The sequence below is a fragment of the Sphingomonas sp. 22176 genome, assembly GCF_052045505.1.
In the GTDB taxonomy this organism is placed as follows: domain Bacteria; phylum Pseudomonadota; class Alphaproteobacteria; order Sphingomonadales; family Sphingomonadaceae; genus Sphingomonas.
In genome coordinates, this window is sequence record NZ_JBQEPL010000001.1 from 1,316,476 (window position 1) to 1,332,943 (window position 16,468).

Annotated in this window: 19 protein-coding genes and 1 riboswitch; of the genes, 9 read left to right on the plus strand and 10 right to left on the minus strand. The window is 67.3% G+C overall.

Going from position 1 to position 16,468, the window contains the following annotated elements; translation table 11 throughout:
* Positions 1-59 precede the first annotated feature (59 nt).
* The 3 genes from ACTJKY_RS06285 (at position 60) to ACTJKY_RS06295 (ending at position 3,051) form a co-directional block, all read left to right on the plus strand.
* A complete protein-coding gene (locus ACTJKY_RS06285) occupies positions 60-884 on the plus strand; it encodes an outer membrane protein assembly factor BamD (protein WP_440844889.1) in 825 nt (274 codons plus the stop codon).
* A gap of 43 nt (positions 885-927) precedes the next feature.
* The gene (recN, locus tag ACTJKY_RS06290; RefSeq protein ID WP_440844890.1) at positions 928-2,589 is read left to right on the plus strand and encodes a DNA repair protein RecN; all 1,662 of its coding nucleotides are present in this window, start codon (positions 928-930) and stop codon (positions 2,587-2,589) included.
* Positions 2,590-2,721: 132 nt separating this feature from the next.
* Positions 2,722-3,051, plus strand: coding sequence for a hypothetical protein (locus tag ACTJKY_RS06295; RefSeq protein ID WP_294257525.1), 330 nt, complete (start codon positions 2,722-2,724; stop codon positions 3,049-3,051).
* A gap of 64 nt (positions 3,052-3,115) precedes the next feature.
* Here ACTJKY_RS06295 and ACTJKY_RS06300 read toward each other — a convergent pair whose 3' ends face one another.
* From ACTJKY_RS06300 to ACTJKY_RS06320, 5 genes are all read right to left on the minus strand, one after another.
* On the minus strand, positions 3,116-3,751 hold the full coding sequence (locus ACTJKY_RS06300) for a TMEM175 family protein (protein WP_440844891.1): 636 nt from the start codon (positions 3,749-3,751) through the stop codon (positions 3,116-3,118).
* A 42-nt stretch (positions 3,752-3,793) separates the two neighbouring features.
* Entirely contained in the window at positions 3,794-4,333 is a 540-nt protein-coding gene (locus tag ACTJKY_RS06305) for a hypothetical protein (RefSeq protein WP_440844892.1), read from the minus strand.
* A 78-nt stretch (positions 4,334-4,411) separates the two neighbouring features.
* Positions 4,412-4,564, minus strand: a complete 153-nt coding sequence (locus tag ACTJKY_RS06310; RefSeq protein ID WP_440844893.1) for a hypothetical protein — start codon at positions 4,562-4,564, stop codon at positions 4,412-4,414.
* Between the two features lie 49 nt (positions 4,565-4,613).
* A complete protein-coding gene (locus ACTJKY_RS06315; protein WP_440844894.1) occupies positions 4,614-5,792 on the minus strand; it encodes a glycosyltransferase in 1,179 nt (392 codons plus the stop codon).
* Between the two features lie 42 nt (positions 5,793-5,834).
* On the minus strand, positions 5,835-6,221 hold the full coding sequence (locus ACTJKY_RS06320) for a glycine zipper 2TM domain-containing protein (protein ID WP_440844895.1): 387 nt from the start codon (positions 6,219-6,221) through the stop codon (positions 5,835-5,837).
* A 100-nt stretch (positions 6,222-6,321) separates the two neighbouring features.
* On the opposite strand from ACTJKY_RS06320, the gene ACTJKY_RS06325 reads away from it, so the two are divergent.
* Both ACTJKY_RS06325 and ACTJKY_RS06330 read left to right on the plus strand, forming a co-directional pair.
* The gene (locus ACTJKY_RS06325; protein ID WP_440844896.1) at positions 6,322-6,750 is read left to right on the plus strand and encodes a cupin domain-containing protein; all 429 of its coding nucleotides are present in this window, start codon (positions 6,322-6,324) and stop codon (positions 6,748-6,750) included.
* Between the two features lie 438 nt (positions 6,751-7,188).
* Positions 7,189-7,590, plus strand: a complete 402-nt coding sequence (locus ACTJKY_RS06330) for a low affinity iron permease family protein (protein WP_440844897.1) — start codon at positions 7,189-7,191, stop codon at positions 7,588-7,590.
* Between the two features lie 6 nt (positions 7,591-7,596).
* Here the strand turns inward: ACTJKY_RS06330 and ACTJKY_RS06335 are convergent, their stop codons facing one another.
* The 4 genes from ACTJKY_RS06335 to ACTJKY_RS06350 all read right to left on the minus strand — a co-directional run bounded on the left by ACTJKY_RS06335 (position 7,597) and on the right by ACTJKY_RS06350 (position 11,700).
* The gene (locus tag ACTJKY_RS06335; RefSeq protein WP_440844898.1) at positions 7,597-8,424 is read right to left on the minus strand and encodes an ABC transporter substrate-binding protein; all 828 of its coding nucleotides are present in this window, start codon (positions 8,422-8,424) and stop codon (positions 7,597-7,599) included.
* The gene (locus ACTJKY_RS06340) at positions 8,421-10,271 is read right to left on the minus strand and encodes a TonB-dependent receptor plug domain-containing protein (protein WP_440844900.1); all 1,851 of its coding nucleotides are present in this window, start codon (positions 10,269-10,271) and stop codon (positions 8,421-8,423) included. The genes ACTJKY_RS06335 and ACTJKY_RS06340 overlap by 4 nt, the downstream gene beginning before the upstream one ends.
* 100 nt (positions 10,272-10,371) lie before the next feature.
* Positions 10,372-10,570, minus strand: a riboswitch (cobalamin riboswitch).
* Positions 10,571-10,607: 37 nt separating this feature from the next.
* On the minus strand, positions 10,608-11,495 hold the full coding sequence (locus ACTJKY_RS06345; protein ID WP_440844902.1) for a bestrophin family protein: 888 nt from the start codon (positions 11,493-11,495) through the stop codon (positions 10,608-10,610).
* Between the two features lie 37 nt (positions 11,496-11,532).
* Positions 11,533-11,700, minus strand: a complete 168-nt coding sequence (locus ACTJKY_RS06350) for a hypothetical protein (RefSeq protein ID WP_313535827.1) — start codon at positions 11,698-11,700, stop codon at positions 11,533-11,535.
* Between the two features lie 280 nt (positions 11,701-11,980).
* On the opposite strand from ACTJKY_RS06350, the gene ACTJKY_RS06355 reads away from it, so the two are divergent.
* Entirely contained in the window at positions 11,981-12,595 is a 615-nt protein-coding gene (locus ACTJKY_RS06355; RefSeq protein WP_440844903.1) for a DUF4142 domain-containing protein, read from the plus strand.
* A gap of 18 nt (positions 12,596-12,613) precedes the next feature.
* Here ACTJKY_RS06355 and ACTJKY_RS06360 read toward each other — a convergent pair whose 3' ends face one another.
* Positions 12,614-13,069, minus strand: a complete 456-nt coding sequence (locus ACTJKY_RS06360; protein ID WP_440844904.1) for a bactofilin family protein — start codon at positions 13,067-13,069, stop codon at positions 12,614-12,616.
* A 285-nt stretch (positions 13,070-13,354) separates the two neighbouring features.
* On the opposite strand from ACTJKY_RS06360, the gene rpsL reads away from it, so the two are divergent.
* The 3 genes from rpsL to fusA all read left to right on the plus strand — a co-directional run bounded on the left by rpsL (position 13,355) and on the right by fusA (position 16,423).
* Complete coding sequence (gene rpsL / locus ACTJKY_RS06365; RefSeq protein WP_010545715.1) at positions 13,355-13,726, plus strand: 30S ribosomal protein S12; 372 nt, start codon at positions 13,355-13,357, stop codon at positions 13,724-13,726.
* A 63-nt stretch (positions 13,727-13,789) separates the two neighbouring features.
* Positions 13,790-14,260: a 30S ribosomal protein S7 gene (rpsG, locus tag ACTJKY_RS06370; protein WP_066719917.1), complete on the plus strand. Its 471-nt coding sequence runs from the start codon at positions 13,790-13,792 to the stop codon at positions 14,258-14,260.
* A gap of 66 nt (positions 14,261-14,326) precedes the next feature.
* Entirely contained in the window at positions 14,327-16,423 is a 2,097-nt protein-coding gene (fusA, locus tag ACTJKY_RS06375; RefSeq protein WP_440844905.1) for an elongation factor G, read from the plus strand.
* The last annotated feature ends 45 nt before the right edge of the window (positions 16,424-16,468 follow it).

A 16,468-nucleotide genomic window follows, 5' to 3' on the forward strand; every position in this document is an offset into this window, starting at 1 on the left:
CAATCCCGCCCCGAAAAGGATTGTTTGCAGCCACGGCCCCGGTCTAAGAACCCCGCCATATGCGTAGTCCTCTGCCTCGCGCGCTTGCGTTCGCGCTTCTCCCGGTGTTCGCCCTTTCCGTCGCCGGCTGCGCCAAGCGCGGCGGAGTGAAGGATCTTCCCTATGTCGCGCGCGACGTGGGCACCTTGTACAGCACGGCCAAGCAGAAGCTGGACCAGCACCAATATAAGCTTGCCGCGGCGCTGTTCGATGAAGTGGAGCGCCAGCATCCCTATTCCGTCTGGGCACGGCGTGCGCAGTTGATGGGTGCGTTCAGCTATTATCTGAACCGTGACTATGCCGAAGCGATCGCCTCGGCGCAGCGCTTCCTGGCGGTGCACCCCGGCAACCGCGACGCACCCTATGCCTATTATCTGGTCGGCATTTCCTATTACGAGCAGATCAGCGACGTCACCCGCGACCAGAAGATCACCCAGCAGGCGCTCGATTCGCTCGGCGAGCTGATTCGCCGCTACCCCAATTCCAAGTACGCCGCCGACGCCCGCCTCAAGCTCGATCTCGTCCGCGATCACCTGGGCGGCAAGGAAATGGAAATCGGCCGCTTCTACGAGGGGCGCGGCCAGTGGCTGGCGGCCGCGCTGCGCTTCCGCAACGTGGTCGACAACTACCAGATGACCACCCACGTGCCCGAGGCGCTGATGCGCCTGACCGAGAGCTATCTCGCGATGGGCGTGCCGGAGGAGGCCAACAAGGCCGCCGCGGTGCTCGGTGCCAACTATCCGGGTACCGACTGGTACAAGCACGCCTATGAGCTGATGCAGGAAAACCAAGACAAGGTGGCCGCTGCCGCCAAGGCCAGTCCGCCGCCCAAGCCTGCGAGCTAAAAGCACTTTCGTTCTTCTCCTGTTCCTGCGATAGGAGGCCCCGATGCTAACCGCGCTATCCATTCGCGACGTGGTGCTGATCGAGGCGCTGGACCTGGAGTTCGGCGAAGGGCTCGGCGTGCTGACCGGGGAGACCGGGGCCGGCAAGTCGATCCTGCTTGATGCGCTGGGGCTGGCGCTGGGCGCGCGCGCCGATAGCGGGCTGGTCCGCAGCGGCGCGGCGCAGGCGGTGGTGGTGGCGAGCTTCGTGCCGCCTGCCGCCGACGGCGAGATCGCCAATCTCTTCGCCCAGAACGGCATGGAGCTGGAGCCGGGCGAGCCGCTGCTGGTCCGCCGGCTGGTCAAGGCCGATGGCGGCAGCCGGGCGTTCGTCAACGACCAGCCCGCGTCCGCCGGGTTCCTGCGCGAACTGGCGCCGCACCTCGTCGAGATCCACGGCCAGCATGATGATCGCGGGCTGCTCAATCCGCGCGGGCACCGGCTGCTGCTCGATTCCTTCGGGCGCTGCGACACGGGGGCGGTGGCGATCGCGCACCGCGCCTGGCGTGCGGCCGAAGATGCGCTGGCGGTGGCGCGCGCCGAGCAGGATAGCGCCGAGCGCGATCGCGAATGGCTGGAACATGCTGTCACCGAACTCGCCGCGCTCGCCCCCGAGGAAGGCGAGGAGGAACGGCTCGCCGAGCGCCGCGCCTCGATGCAGCGGGGCGAGAAGATCGCGACCGACCTGCAAGGCATCGCCGATCTGCTCGAAGGATCCGACGGTGGACTCGCCCGGCTGCGGCAGGCGGCGCGGATCCTGGAGCGCGTGTCCGACGATCATGAAGCACTGGCCGAGGCGCTGGCGGCGATCGACCGCGCGATCACCGAAGGCAGCGAGGCGCAGGCGCAGGTCGATGCGGCGGCCGAGGCGCTCGCCTTCGATCCCGCCTTGCTGGAGGCCGACGAGGCGCGGCTGTTCGAATTGCGCGCTGTCGCCCGCAAGCACCGCGTGCAGCCGGATGAACTTCCCGGGCTGCTGGCGGAGCTTTCCGGCCGGATGGAGCGGCTGACCAGCGGCGGCGCGGGCATCGCCAAGCTGGAGAAGGCGGCGACAACAGCCCATGCCGCGTATCGCGAGGCGGCGCAGACGCTTTCGGCGATGCGCACCATGGCGGCGGCGCGGCTGGATGCGGCGGTGGCGAGCGAACTCAAGCCGCTCAAGCTGGATGCTGCGCGCTTCCGCACCGTGGTGGAGCCGCTCGACGAGCACCAGTGGAGCGCCGCCGGCATGGACCGGGTGGAGTTCGAGGTCTCGACCAACCCCGGCGCGCCCTTCGCCCCGCTGATGAAGATCGCCAGCGGCGGCGAGCTTTCGCGCTTCATCCTCGCGATGAAGGTGGCGCTGGCCGAAGAGGGCGGCGCCCGCACGCTGATCTTCGACGAGATCGATCGCGGCGTCGGCGGCGCGGTGGCCGATGCGATCGGCGAGCGGCTAGCGCGGCTGGCGCACGGCTCGCAGCTGCTGGTGGTGACCCACAGCCCGCAGGTCGCGGCGCGCGGCGCGCGGCACCTGCTGATCGCCAAGAGTCACGACGGCATCGTCACCCGCACCGGGGTGACCCCGCTCACCCCCGAGCAGCGGCGCGAGGAAATCGCGCGGATGCTCTCGGGTGCGGAGATCACGCCCGAGGCGCGCGCCCAGGCGGAACGCCTTCTCGCCGCCTGAACCTGAACGAAGCTCTCCGGCTTGCGACACTTGGTGACGGAAAACCGCGTCTTATGGGACAAAGGGGTGACATCGGCGTTCCACAAGGGTTGTCGACCGCAGGGGCGGTCCAGTCGAATTGAGGAGTATCCGATGAAGAAGTTCATGCTGCTGATCGCCGGCCTTGGTGTCGCCACCGCCGCCGTTCCCGCATCGGCCCAGCCGGGCTGGCAGAACATCAATGCGCGTCAGGATCGCATCGAACAGCGCATCAACCAGGGCATCCGCTCGGGTTCGCTCAGCCGCCGCGAGGCGACCCAGATCCGCAACGAATATCGCGGCCTGGTGCGCCTGGAGGCCCGCTATCGCGCCTCGCGCCCCGGCCTGACCATGCAGGAACGCCGCGATCTCGACCGCCGCTACGACGCGCTGTCGGCGAAGATCCGCTACGAGAAGCACGACCGCAACAACCATCGTCGCTGATCGCCGCGACGAACGGACGACACGGGCCCCGCCGCAAGGCGGGGCCCGTTTCCGTATCTGCCGTTTATGCCTTGGGTGGCGCGATCCGCTGGAGCAGCAGCCGCCACAAGGGAATGGTCGCCAGCGTCATCTGCGCGGCGAACGGAAAGATCAGCGCCATCGCGAAGGCGGAGATCGTTCCGAGCAGCGTCGCAATCCCGCGCTGGCGGATCACCCGGCAATGCGCCTTGGACACGCGCTCGCCGACCACCGGCGGGGAGGTCGCCAGCCGCTGCACCCAGATATTGGCGAGCGCGATCAGCATCATCCAGAAGGCGTAGAGCGCCGAAGGTACCCGGTACCCGTAATATTCGGACGAGAAGGCGGTGAAGAACGGCATCGCCGCCACCGTGCTCAGCATGCAGAGATTGGGCAGGATCAACCTGGGCGACCAGTGGCGCGCGCAATCGAAGGCGCGGTGATGCCCGGCCCAGAAGGCGCCGATCACGAAGAACGACACGAAGAAGCTGAGAAACTCCACGCCCAGCGGTGCCAGCGCGCGCAGGAACGCCGCATCCGTATAGGGCGGATGCACGTGCGGTACATGGATCTCGATGATCAGCAGCGTGATCGCGATGGCGAACACCGCGTCCGAAAAGAAGATCAGGCGCTCGATCGCATGGCCGGGCCCATGCGTCTCGGGCGCGTGCGTGGTCGGCATGCCCTATTCCCCTGTTACCCCGAGGGGCAGGATAGCAGGCGATCAGCTCTCCGTCTTGGGCGGCGTGCGGCGGGTGCGCGGCTTGGTCGCGGTATCGGCCTTCTTGCGGGTGCGGCGCGGCGGCGGTGCCTTGGCGGGCTTGGCGGCCGGGGTTTCGGTGGCGGCGGGTGCTGCGGTCGTGTCTGCGGCGGCGACCGGCTTGGCGGTGGCGGGCTTGCGGGCGCGGCGTACCGGCGCGGGCTTGGCGGCGGGCGCGGCCTCGGCGGGCGCGGCGGTGGTGGCGGCCGGCTTGCGGATCCGCTTTACGGTCGGCTTTGCGGGGGGCGCCGCGGCTTCGGTGGCTGCCGGTGCAGGCGTGGGTTCGGGCGCGGGCGTGGCTTCGGCCTTGGCGCTGTCGCCCTTGATCCGCTGGGCGAGCGCAACCAGGCCGGAGGCGAGCAGATCGGCGATGACCGGGTGCTTGGCGAGCGCGGTAAGCTGGCGGCGGGCTTCCTTGGGCAGCTTGATGCCGTCGATCACCTTGGGCAGGAACGAGGTCTTCTTGTCGTCCTTCTTTGCCTTCTTCTCTTTCTTGCCGGCCATGCCGCACCTCCCTCTCTGGGTGAAGCCCCCAGCTTCCGCCAAGCGATTCGCGCTGTCAACGTTTGGCGGCGGGCGAGCTCAATGGTGGGTGGGGCCGTCGCCTTCCCATTCGAAGACGATGTCGAAATCGGTATCGACCGGCGCGGAGGCGACGCGACGCAGGCGGCGCGGCGGCAGTGCGGCATGGGAGTGGCGGCGGCGCGGCGATCGATAGGGCTTGGGCTTCTGCATCACGGGCTCCTTGCGTTTCCCCGACAGCTACGAACCCCTGCAGATACGTTCAGGTTCCGCGATGCCGAGCGACGAGCCGTTCGAGGTGCAGGTGCAATCGTTCGCTATTGGCCTCCCAGGTGAAGGGCGCGGCGATGCGGCGAACGTCTTCGGGGGCCGGGGGCGCGGCGAGCAGTTCGGCGATCCCGGCGGCAAGCGCGATAGGGGTGCGATCGACGATGCGGCCGGCGCTGGGCCCGGTCACCACCTGGCGCGCGCCGCCCACATCGGGGATCACGATCGGCGTGCCGCTCGCCAGCGCCTCCAGCCAGGCATTGGCGAGCCCTTCGGAGGCGGAGGCGAGCGCCATCACATCGGCGGCGGCGAGCAGCGCGGCGATCTCGTCCGGGGGGAGAGGGCCACACAGCCGGATGCGATCCGCGCAGCCCAGCGCGGCGATCTGCGCCTGGAGCCGCTCGGCCTCCGGCCCCTGTCCGGCAATGGCGAGGTGCACGCCGGGCAAACGGGCGACCGCCTCGATCAGCAAATCATGACCCTTGAGCGGGATCAGCGCGCCGACCGAGGCGACCAGCGGTCCCGTAATCCCGAGCGCCTGCTTGGCAGCGGCCCGGTCGCGCGGGGCGAAGCGGGCGAGGTCGACGCCGGTGACGATGCAGTCGGTGCGCTCGGCCGGCATGCCGAGCGCGATCATGTCGTCGCGCAGCGCCAGCGAGACGGAGAGCAGCCCGTCCGCCGCCTGCCCCGCGCGCACGATCTGCCGGGCGATGGCGGGACGGCGGGTCCATTGGTGGATGTCGGAGCCGCGCGCCTTGATTGAGACCGGCACGCCGAAGGTCTTCCCCAGCGCGACGGCAGCGGGGCCGTCGGGGAAGAAGAACTCGGCGTTGATCACGTCGAAGGGAAAGTCGCGGTGCAACTCGGCCAGCATCGGGCGGAGCGCGCGGGCAAGCATCGCGGCGTGGAAGCGACCGCCGGTGCCGGGAAGGTTCAGAAAGCGCGGGCGATGGACGGTGAGGCCGTTCCAATCCTCGCGCGTAGGCTGATCGGCGAGCGCGGCATAGCGCGGGTGGTGATCAAGCGGGAAGGGCGGCAGCCCGCGCGGGGAGACGACCCGTATCTCCACCCCGTCGCGCGCCGCGAGCGCCCGGCTCTGGCGCTCCACGAAGATGCCGAAATTCGGGCGCGCTGCGTCCGGGAAGAGGGTGGAGAGGATCAGGACGCGAAGCATGCCCCGGGATGCCTAGCACCCCGGGGTTAATGCTTCAGCGCATCAGCGGCAGTTGCTGCCGCCCTTTTCGATCGCGCGGCCGGCCAGTGCGCCGGCGACGCCGCCGAGCAGGGTACCCGTCATGCGGTCACCATCGGTGTCGATGGTGCGACCAAGCAGCGCGCCGCCGACCGCGCCGACCACGGTTCCGGTGGTGCCGTCAGGCTTGCGGCAATAGCGGCGGCCGTCGCGGCCGCGCCACTCGCGATAGGCGTAGCGGCGGTTGTCGTCGCGGTAGCGGCGGTCGTCGCGATAGCGGCGATCGTCATGGTCGCGATAGTAACGGTCCTGGCCGATCGACGCCTTGGCCTCGGCTTGGGTGGCGGGCAGCACGACTGCGGCAGGAAGGGCGAGCGCCGCGGCGCTGAGCGAAAGCAATAGGGTACGCATGGGTTACTCCCCGAGTTGTTGTTGATGAAGTGAACGTGTCGGGTTTAATCCCGGTTGCATGAACTCAATACTACGCGGCGTTCAGGCAGGAGGCAGGCAGGTGGACGAGGCGCGGGCGATCATCGAGAAGCTGGGGCTGGCGGCGCACCCCGAGGGCGGCTGGTACCGCGAGACGTGGCGGGCCGCCGGCGAGGGGGAAGCGCGCTCGCCCGGGACGGGCATCCTGTTCCTGCTGGAAGCGGGGCAGCGTTCGCACTGGCACCGGGTCGATGCCGATGAGCTGTGGCTGTGGCACGCCGGATCGCCGCTCGAGCTGCGGATCGAGGGACCGGACGGGGCGATCGAACGGGTCCTGCTCGGCGGCGACGTGCTGGCGGGCCAAGTGCCGCAGGCGCGGGTGCCCGCCGGCCGCTGGCAGGCGACCGAGGCGCCCCACGGCTGGGGTCTGGTGAGCTGCGTGGTGGTGCCGGGCTTCGACTTTGCCGGGTTCGAGCTCGCCGCGCCGGGCTGGGCGCTGCCAGGGGCCTGAGCGCGGGTTATCCCCGTTATCCACAGTATCAACAGGCGTTGCCGCTTGGTCCGACTCGCTGCGGGTGAGACCCTCCGACCTGTAGGAAGGCTGGTGGCGCCGAGGGAAACCGAAGCAACGTCAGTATCTTGCAGGCTGGTGTCGGTGCTGGTGCCGCAAGGAAACCGCCCGACCCGGCAGGTGCGCGACGATCGCCCCTCCCGGTGGCGGTTCGCGTGCCGATCCGGTGATCGTCCCCCTGCCGGGGCGTTCGCCGCAGGCCGCCGACGGGCCAGGCGATGCGCTTCGGCGCACCACCCGACCGGCCGGCGACATGGGGGGCTGGCGGCGACGCCGGCCCCCCTTTAGCGCCTGGCCCTATCCCACTGCCGTATGGCCCCGATTGGCAAGTGCCCGGGGCACGCGCATAGCGACGCAGCTACGGATGGGAGCATCGGCTTGGGACGCATTTTCGAACGGTTCGCGCAGAGCGTCGCAGGATGGGCAGGCCGCCCGCCGGCCTTCGCCTTCGCCTTTCTGGTCATCGTGGTCTGGGGCTTTAGCGGGCCGGTGTTCCACTGGTCGGACACCTGGCAGCTGGTGATCAACACCGGCACCACCATCGTCACCTTCCTGATGGTGTTCCTGATCCAGAACGCCCAGAACCGCGACGCCGCCGCGCTGCAGGCCAAGCTGGACGAAGTGATCCGCGCGATCGCCGAGGCGCGCAACGAGTTCATCGGCATCGAGCATCTCAGCGAACGGCAATTGCTCGACATCCGCGACCGGCTGGAGCGCGAGTTCGGCGAGGCTGATCCGGCACGGCACGAATCGATCGAGAAGGTGATCTCGCGGCGCTGAGCCCGCTCAACGGACCTGCTTGCGGATCTCGGCGAGCCGGGCGAGCGCGGCGGGGATCACCGGGCCACCGCAATTGACCAGGCTTCGCGAGAACTGCGCCTGGGTGACCTTGAGCCCGGTCTCGGCAACGGCGCGCGTGCGCAGCATCGCGGCGCGCGAATCGCTGTCATGGCCGACTTCCTCCGGGGCGAGCATCACCCGCGGCGGATCGGCGATCACCCGCTCCATCGGCAGATGGCCGGTATGGGTGAGGCCATAATGCGCGGCCTGGTTCGAGAAACCAGCGGTGGTCATCAGGTCGTCGAGCAGCGTCTGGCCGCCGGTGACGAGGTTGCCGCCGATCCACAGCAGGGCGGGGGCCTTGGGCCCGGTCCAGCGGGCACCCGCGACGGCGGTGTCGATCCGGGCGTTGAGCGCGGCGCCCCTGGCGGGTGCACCCACGGCGGCGGCGAGTTCGCTCACCTGCGCCTTGCTCTCGGCGATCGAAGGCGGGATGCCGAGGTACAGCACCTTCAGTCCCGCACGGGAAAAGGCCTCGCGGGTTGCGGGGGCGGTGAAGCTGCTGGCGATCACCAGATCGGGCCGCAGGCCGATCACTTCCTCCGCCGTGCCGTTGTTGCCGCGGAAGCGGCGGGCGACGTTGAGCGGGATCGAAGTCGAGTCCGCGCGCTGCGAGTAGTGGCTGATCGCAGCGATGCGCGACGGCGGCACCAGTTCCAGCAGCGTCGCGTCGGCACACGGGTTCATCGAGACGATGCCCCCGCCGCCGACGGAAGGCGGCGCCGCGCAGCCTGCGAGCCACAGGCAGGCAAGCAGCGCGGCGCCGAACCTCACTGGAAGCGCACCCGCACGCCGCCAAAGGCAGCGCGGCCATAGGTGCCGTAGCCGGTGATCTGCTGGTAGCGCACGTCGCCGATATTATCGACGCGGCCATAGACCGAAAGCAGCTTCGTCACCGGCATCTCGGCGCGCACGCTCGCCAGCGCATAGCCGTCGATCGGGGTCAGGTTGCCGACATCGTTGAAGCTGTCGCCCACCATCGTCACCGTGCCGCCGATCGCCAGCCCGAAGGGGAAGCGATAGTCGGCCGAGACATTGGCGGTGTCGCGCGGGCGGCGCGGCAGGTCGTTGCCGATGTACCCGGTGCTGCGGTTTTCCGAGAAGACATGGGTGACATTCGCCCGCACCGTCAGCGCCTGCACCGGCTGGAGCAGCGCCTCGAGCTCCACGCCCTCCGCCCGCGTCTTGTTGAGGTTGTAATAGGTCGAGGTGTCGAAATTGTAGTCGATCTGGTTGTCCGAATCGCGGTGGAACCAGGTGGCACCCAGCGCGACCTTGCCGCCCGCCAGCGTCTGGCGCACCCCGGCCTCGTAGCTCCGCGCCGTCTCCGGCCGCAGGTTGCGATCGCCATAGGCGCTGTAGAGCTGGTAGAGCGTCGGTGCCTTGAAGCCCTCGCCGAAGCTGGCGTGCAGCACCGTGGTCGCGGTGGCGCGCACGGCGAGATCGCCGTTCCACGTCCAGTGGCCGCCGAACGTGTCGTGCTTGTCGTGGCGGACGCCGCCGGTCAGCGTCACCGGTTCGATCGGCGTGACGATCGCTTGGCCGTAGACGCTGGTGATGCCCACCGAGTAGCGTCCGGCGCTGCCGAAGCCCTCGTCATAGCGGATGCGGCTCTGCTCATGCTCGGCGCCGAACACCAGGCGGAGCTGCTCGGCCAGCGTCGCGTCGCCCTGATAGGTGTAGCGCTCGGCGCGGCCGCGATAGCGGTACGCGATCGAGGAATCCTCGTTATAGCCGTCGCGGTGGATGTCGGAGAGGGTGAAGCCCAGCCGGTTGTGCAGCCTGCCGCCGAACGCGTCGTTCTTCAGCCCGGCATAGCCGTAGATCTCCTGGGTCTTGGCATAGTCGCCCGTATCGCCGAATTCGTAGGTCGGCGGGGCATAGCCGTCGAGATCGACCTTGCTGTCGGCATAATAGCCGCGCAGGTCGAGCGCGAGGCCGGGGGCCAGCTGCACCTCGACATTGCCGGTCGCGCCGAGCTGGCGATAGCCGTCGGCCTCCTTCCCGTTGGCGGCGGCGGAAATGCCGTCGGTGGCGAGATAGCCCGCGGTCAGCCCTGCGGTCACCCGGTCGTTGCCGCCGGCGATGGCGGCATTGCCGTTGAACGTGCCGAACGACCCGCCCTCGGCATTGGCGCGGACATGCAGGCCCTGTTCGCCCTGCAGCGTGGTGACGTCGACCACCCCGCCGATCGCCTGGCTGCCCCAGATCACCGAATTGGGCCCGCGCAGCACCTCGACGCGCTCGACCGATCCGGCGAGCAGGCTGGCGAAATTGTAGGCGCCACCGGTCGCGGAGGGATCGCCGACGCGAATGCCGTCGATCAGCACCAGCGTCTGGTCGCTCTGCGCGCCGCGGATGCTGAGCGCGGTCGCGGTGCCGAGCCCGCCATTGCGGACGACGGTGACGCCGGGCGTGGTGGCGAGCAGGTCGGAGAGCGCGACGGTCTGGCGCTGCTCGATCTCCTCGCGGTCGATGGTGGTGATCGAGCGCCCGACCGTATCGGCGCGCTGGGCGACGCCGCTCGCCACGACGACGATGCGGTCGTCGTCGGGATCGGCATGGGCGGCCAGCGGCGCGAGCGCGGCGGTGGCGAACAGGGAAAGCTTGAAGAACTGCATATCAGACACCCGGATGGGGGAGCAGGCTGCTCCCGCATGGTTTGGTGTCGCTCACACGGGGATTTCAGCCCCGATCACCCGGTGCACCCCGCCCGCGTGAAGGAATCGACCGTAACGGGCAGGTCTCCTGGCTTCCGGGTCGTCGCAGGCGCGCCGCCTTCCCGGAAGCAATGCGGCTCCAGTGGCAGATTGGCGCGCCGGCTCACCGGCTACAGTTGCGGGGGCAGCGCCGGACTTTGCACCGACTTCCCTTTTCATCCCCCCATCGGCGGGAGGACACCCGTTACGCCGCTGCCTGTAGCGGCAAGCGGGGCAGGGCGGCAACCCGTCGCGAAATCACCACAATACGCCCGCCTTGTCGGGCGTGGCGGGTTCGGGGGCAGGGTCGCCGATCGATTGCAGCAGGTCGATCTCGATCGTGCGGCACATCGCGTTCAGCGGCAGATCGTGCACGGTGTTGGCGAACGGATCGACCAGATCGTCGCCGATCGCGAGCACCGCCAGGAACATCAGCCCGGCGATGGTCGACCCCAGCGGCGTCGCCACCCCCAGCGTCTCGACCAGCCCGATCGGCAGCAGCACGCAGAAGATGTGGGTGAAGGCGGTCGGCACGAAGCGGAATTGCATCGGCAGCGGCGTGTTCTTCAGCCGCTCCATGCCGCCCTGGGCATTGGCGATGTCGATCAGCACGCTTTCCATCGAATGCTGCTGCATCGACGTGATCCAGCCCTTCGAACGCGCAATCTCGATCCGCCGGCCGGTGCCGTCGACGATGCCGTTGGGGATATTGGTGCGGGCCAGCGCGAAATCCGCTTCGCCCCTGGAGAGGAAACGCAGCACTTCCTGGTCCGCCGACTGGCGGCGCAGCTGGCAGCGCAGCGCGTTCACATAGGCGATCTGGCGCAGCACGATGGTGCGCTTGAGGTCGACCGCCTCGCCTTCGGGCAGATAGTTGCGCGCCATCCGCGCCAGGTTGCGGCTGGCGTTGATCATCAGCCCCCATAGCCCGCGGCCTTCCCACCAGCGCTGATAGGCCGAGTTGGAGCGGAAGCCGAGGAACAGCGCCAGCACCGATCCGAACAGCGTCAGCGGCAGCGAGGGCGCGCGGAACGGCAGGACGTAATAGATGATGGTGACGATCACGTCCCAGAGGAACAGCAGCGCCAGCGGCGCCCAGATTTCGCGAAGGACCTGCTTGGCGCGCGGGGCGGTGGTGACGATCATGGGCGGACTCTACGCGCGAAAACGATTGTAGGTCCGGTCAGCCGTCGTTCCGGTCGGGCGCTGGGCTCGATGCGTGCGACATCGCCGCGGCGGTGCCGCTCGCCGGGCGCAGGTGGAACCATTCGGGGCGGTCGATCGCGATCAGGAAGGCCAGCGTGCCGAGCCCGAACAGCAGCAGCGCGATCGAGCTTCGCAGGCGTTCCATGCGGCGGGTTCGTTCATCCTGGTGCATCGTGGAAGTCCTCTTGCAGTGAGGTTCCCCACCTAAGGTGCGAATTTAACCGGCAAATGGATCAAAGGTAACGTAAGTTTGCGCACCGCACCAATCGCGCTGCGCTGCACCAATTCATCGACGAATTGCCGAAGCTGCAGAGCCACTGGGGCGGAGATTTCTAACTTATGATGCCAACTCAAATACATAAGGCGCTAGTTTCGGAACGCGGCCGGGGGCGGGGCGTTCGGTCCCGGAAACCCAGGAGGTCTGTATGATGAAGAAGCACCTGTTGATCCTTAGCGCCGCTCCGATTTTCGCGCTCGCTGCCTGCGGCGGCAACAGCAATGGCGGCACCGACGCCATGAACAGCGGCGACACCGTTACCAATGTTCCCGCCGGCGAGACGATGGGCGACAATATGGGCGCAATGAACGGCATGGACGGCAACGCCATGGCCGCGGCGCCGATGACCGGCCAGGACTTCGCCAACACGGTCGCGGCGAGCGACGCCTATGAGATCGCCGCCGGCAAGCTCGCGCAGCAGAAGGCGACGGCCAGCGACCTGAAGAGCTTCGGCAAGCAGATGGTGGAGGATCACACCAAGTCCACCGCGATGCTGAAGGCGGCGGCAGGCAAGGCCAGCCCGGCGATTACCCCTGCGCCAGCGATGACCGACGAGCAGCAGGCCAATCTGAAGACGCTCGAATCGGCGACCGGCTCCCAGTTCGACACGGCGTACAAGAGCCAGCAGGTCGCGGCGCACCAGAAGGCGCTCGCCGCGGTGCAGGCCTATGCCAACGCCGGCGACGTGGCGCAGCTGCGCGACTTTGCGAAGGATGCGGCGCCCGTGATCTCCAAGCACTACGACATGATCAAGGGCATGTGAGCGGCGGGGGAAGGGGCCTCAGGCCGCTTCCTCGCTCGCCTTGATCAGCACCGGCGGCGCGACCGTGGCGGTCGCGCCGCCGATATGCTTGAGCCGGCCGTCGATATGGCCGCCCTGTTCGACCATGATCGTCTCGTACTCGACGTCGCCGGTGATCCGCGCGGTGCGTTCGATGGTGAGCTGGCGGGCGCGCACCGATCCCTCGACCGATCCGGCGAGGCGGGCGTCCTCGGCTTCGACTCGGCCGAAAATTTGGCTTTCGGCACCCTGCACCAGGCTGCCGCAGCGGACATCGCCCTCGATTCGGCCGTCGATATGCAGGTCGGAGGTGGCGACGAGGTTGCCGGTGACGACGATGTCGGCGCCAAGCACCGAAAATTGTCCGCGCCGGGCATTGCTCTGTGCCGCGCTGGCCGAGGAGGTGTTGCGATCCTCCCGATTGCGGTTGCCGTTGAACATGCGCCACATCCCCATGTTGAACCTATTCGGCAAGCGGGCTAGCACAGCCGCCGCCGGCGAGCAGCCCCTGGAAAGGGTTAACGCCCAGGGCGTGGCGACCCGAGGGGGCGCGCTGTTGACCGGAAGGCCCCGCATCGATATAGGCCGCCCGGTTCCGGGTAGGGCGATTCCTGCCTTGGGTACAAAGAGCTGAACGTTGCTGGAGACGCAATCGCCCGGGGGGCTGAGGCCTTCGGGGCTTTTTCGTATTCTGTCCAACAGGGCTCCAGCAAAGTAACCATCTGAAAGGTGAAGGGCTTCATGCCGACGATTAACCAGCTGGTCCGCAAGGGCCGCGAACCGCAGAAGGCCAAGTCCAAGGTCCCTGCGATGGAACAGAACCCGCAGAAGCGCGGTGTCTGCACCCGCGTGTACACGACGACCCCGAAGAAGCCGAACTCGGCCCTTCGTAAGGTGGCCAAGGTCCGTCTGACCAACAGCCGCGAAGTCATCAGCTACATCCCGGGCGAAGGCCACAACCTGCAGGAGCACTCGGTCGTGCTCATCCGCGGTGGCCGTGTGCGCGATCTTCCCGGCGTCCGCTACCACGTCCTTCGCGGCGTGCTCGATACGCAGGGCGTCAAGGATCGTAAGCAGAGCCGTTCGAAGTACGGCGCGAAGCGTCCGAAGTAATCAGGCCATAGTAAGCCCCGGACGTGTTCCGGATCGGCTGAAGATCAGAAGGAATTATGTGAGATGGCACGTCGTCGTCGTCCCGAAAAGCGGGAAATCCTGCCCGATCCCGTCTACGGTGATCAGGTTCTGTCGAAGTTCATGAATTCGGTCATGCTGGACGGCAAGAAGGCCGTTGCAGAAGCGATCGTCTATGGTGCCCTGGAAACCGTCGAGCAGCGCGCCAAGCGCGAGCCGATCGGCGTCTTCCATGACGCGCTGAACAACGTGAAGCCCGGCATCGAAGTCCGCAGCCGCCGCGTCGGCGGTGCGACCTACCAGGTTCCGGTCGAAGTTCGTCCGGAGCGTGCGCAGGCGCTCGCGATCCGTTGGCTGATCACCTCGGCCCGCAACCGTAGCGAGCACACCATGGCCGCCCGTCTCTCGGGTGAGCTGATGGATGCGGCGAACAACCGCGGCAACGCGGTGAAGAAGCGCGAAGACACGCACCGCATGGCGGAAGCGAACCGCGCCTTCAGCCACTACCGCTGGTAACTTTCGTACCTACATATTGGGGAGCTGGACGGTCCGGCTCCCCAAATTTTCAAGGAAACCACGATCATGGCCCGCAGCCATCCGCTCGAGCGTTACCGCAACATCGGCATCATGGCCCATATCGACGCCGGTAAGACGACGACGACCGAGCGCATCCTTTATTACACCGGCAAGTCCTACAAGATCGGCGAAGTGCACGAAGGCACCGCGACGATGGATTGGATGGAGCAGGAGCAGGAGCGCGGGATCACGATCACGTCTGCTGCTACCACGTGCTTCTGGCGCGGCGAAGACGGCAAGGGCGAAGAGCACCGCATCAACATCATCGACACCCCCGGCCACGTCGACTTCACGATTGAAGTCGAGCGTTCGCTGCGCGTGCTCGACGGTGCGGTCGCATGCTTCGACGGCGTTGCCGGCGTTGAGCCGCAGTCGGAAACCGTGTGGCGTCAGGCCGACAAGTACGGCGTGCCGCGCATGTGCTTCGTCAACAAGCTCGACCGCACCGGTGCAGATTTCTATTTCTGCGTGAACTCGATCATCGACCGCCTCGGCGCGCGTCCGGCAGTGCTGTATCTTCCGATCGGCATCGAGGGCGGCTTCAAGGGTCTCGTCGACCTGGTCGAGAATCGCGCGATCATCTGGCTCGAAGAGAGCCTGGGTGCGAAGTTCGAATATCAGGAAATCCCGGCGGATCTCGCCGAGAAGGCCGCGAAGTATCGCAGCGAGCTGATCGAAATGGCCGTCGAACTCGACGACACGCTGATGGAAGCGTATCTCGAAGGCAACGAGCCCAGCGTCGCCGACCTCAAGCGCCTGATCCGCAAGGGCACGCTCGAGATGGCGTTCGTTCCGGTCGTGTGCGGTTCGGCGTTCAAGAACAAGGGCGTGCAGCCCCTGCTCGACTCGGTGATCGACTATCTGCCGAGCCCGCTCGACGTTCCGGCGATCAAGGGCGTGAAGCTCGACGGCGAGACGCCGGACGAGCGTCCGTCCTCGGACACGGAGCCGTTCGCGGCGCTGGCGTTCAAGATCATGAACGACCCGTTCGTCGGCACCCTGACCTTCGCGCGCATCTATTCGGGCAAGCTCGAAGCGGCCACCACCGTGATGAACTCGGTGAAGGACAAGAAGGAAAAGGTCGGTCGCATGCTGCTGATGCATGCGAACAGCCGTGAGGACATCCAGGAAGCCTATGCAGGCGACATCGTCGCACTCGCCGGCCTCAAGGATACCACGACCGGTGACACGCTCTGCGCGCAGAACGCCCCGATCATCCTTGAGCGGATGGAATTCCCCGAGCCCGTGATCGAGCTGTCGGTGGAGCCGAAGACCAAGGCGGACCAGGAAAAGATGGGCGTCGCGCTCAATCGTCTTGCCCGCGAGGACCCGTCGTTCCGCGTCTCGTCCGACTCGGAGAGCGGCCAGACCATCATCAAGGGCATGGGCGAGCTCCATCTCGAGATCCTGGTCGACCGCATGAAGCGCGAGTTCAAGGTCGAGGCCAATGTCGGCGCGCCGCAGGTGGCGTATCGCGAATATCTCGCGAAGCCGGTCGACATCGACTACACGCACAAGAAGCAGTCGGGCGGCACCGGCCAGTTCGGTCGCGTCAAGGTCAAGCTGACGCCGGGCGAGCGTGGTTCGGGCTTCGTCTTCAAGGACGAGATCAAGGGCGGTAACATTCCGAAGGAATATATCCCCGCGATCGAAAAGGGCTTCCGCGAGACGGCAGCTACGGGCTCGCTGGTCGGCTTCCCGATCATCGACTTCGAAGTGCTGCTGTATGACGGTGCGTACCACGACGTCGACTCGTCGGCGCTGGCGTTCGAAATCACCGCCCGTGCAGCGATGCGCGAAGCGGCGCAGAAGTCCGGCATCAAGCTGCTCGAGCCGATCATGAAGGTCGAAGTCGTCACCCCGGAAGACTATCTGGGCGACGTCATCGGCGATATGAACAGCCGTCGTGGCCAGATCCAGGGCACGGACACCCGCGGTAACGCGCAGGCCGTCACTGCCATGGTGCCGCTGGCGAACATGTTCGGTTACGTGAACGCGCTCCGCTCGTTCACCCAGGGCCGTGCACAGTACACGATGCAGTTCTCGCACTATGACGAAGTGCCCGCCAACGTCGCCGACGAAGTGAAGGCAAAGCTGGCGTAATCGGAAAACAGCCGCTATGGGGCCGCGTTCTCGCGAGTCCCCTGG

What these genes read in the sequence shown, in the direction of transcription:
- ACTJKY_RS06285 (WP_440844889.1), top strand. Translation starts at nt 60, where the DNA reads ATGCGTAGTCCTCTGCCTCGCGCGCTTGCGTTCGCGCTTCTCCCGGTG.
- recN (WP_440844890.1), top strand. Translation starts at nt 928, where the DNA reads ATGCTAACCGCGCTATCCATTCGCGACGTGGTGCTGATCGAGGCGCTG.
- ACTJKY_RS06295 (WP_294257525.1), top strand. Translation starts at nt 2,722, where the DNA reads ATGAAGAAGTTCATGCTGCTGATCGCCGGCCTTGGTGTCGCCACCGCC.
- ACTJKY_RS06300 (WP_440844891.1), bottom strand. Translation starts at nt 3,751, where the DNA reads ATGCCGACCACGCACGCGCCCGAGACGCATGGGCCCGGCCATGCGATC.
- ACTJKY_RS06305 (WP_440844892.1), bottom strand. Translation starts at nt 4,333, where the DNA reads ATGGCCGGCAAGAAAGAGAAGAAGGCAAAGAAGGACGACAAGAAGACC.
- ACTJKY_RS06310 (WP_440844893.1), bottom strand. Translation starts at nt 4,564, where the DNA reads ATGCAGAAGCCCAAGCCCTATCGATCGCCGCGCCGCCGCCACTCCCAT.
- ACTJKY_RS06315 (WP_440844894.1), bottom strand. Translation starts at nt 5,792, where the DNA reads ATGCTTCGCGTCCTGATCCTCTCCACCCTCTTCCCGGACGCAGCGCGC.
- ACTJKY_RS06320 (WP_440844895.1), bottom strand. Translation starts at nt 6,221, where the DNA reads ATGCGTACCCTATTGCTTTCGCTCAGCGCCGCGGCGCTCGCCCTTCCT.
- ACTJKY_RS06340 (WP_440844900.1), bottom strand. Translation starts at nt 10,271, where the DNA reads ATGCAGTTCTTCAAGCTTTCCCTGTTCGCCACCGCCGCGCTCGCGCCG.
- ACTJKY_RS06345 (WP_440844902.1), bottom strand. Translation starts at nt 11,495, where the DNA reads ATGATCGTCACCACCGCCCCGCGCGCCAAGCAGGTCCTTCGCGAAATC.
- ACTJKY_RS06350 (WP_313535827.1), bottom strand. Translation starts at nt 11,700, where the DNA reads ATGGAACGCCTGCGAAGCTCGATCGCGCTGCTGCTGTTCGGGCTCGGC.
- ACTJKY_RS06355 (WP_440844903.1), top strand. Translation starts at nt 11,981, where the DNA reads ATGATGAAGAAGCACCTGTTGATCCTTAGCGCCGCTCCGATTTTCGCG.
- ACTJKY_RS06360 (WP_440844904.1), bottom strand. Translation starts at nt 13,069, where the DNA reads ATGGGGATGTGGCGCATGTTCAACGGCAACCGCAATCGGGAGGATCGC.
- rpsL (WP_010545715.1), top strand. Translation starts at nt 13,355, where the DNA reads ATGCCGACGATTAACCAGCTGGTCCGCAAGGGCCGCGAACCGCAGAAG.
- rpsG (WP_066719917.1), top strand. Translation starts at nt 13,790, where the DNA reads ATGGCACGTCGTCGTCGTCCCGAAAAGCGGGAAATCCTGCCCGATCCC.
- fusA (WP_440844905.1), top strand. Translation starts at nt 14,327, where the DNA reads ATGGCCCGCAGCCATCCGCTCGAGCGTTACCGCAACATCGGCATCATG.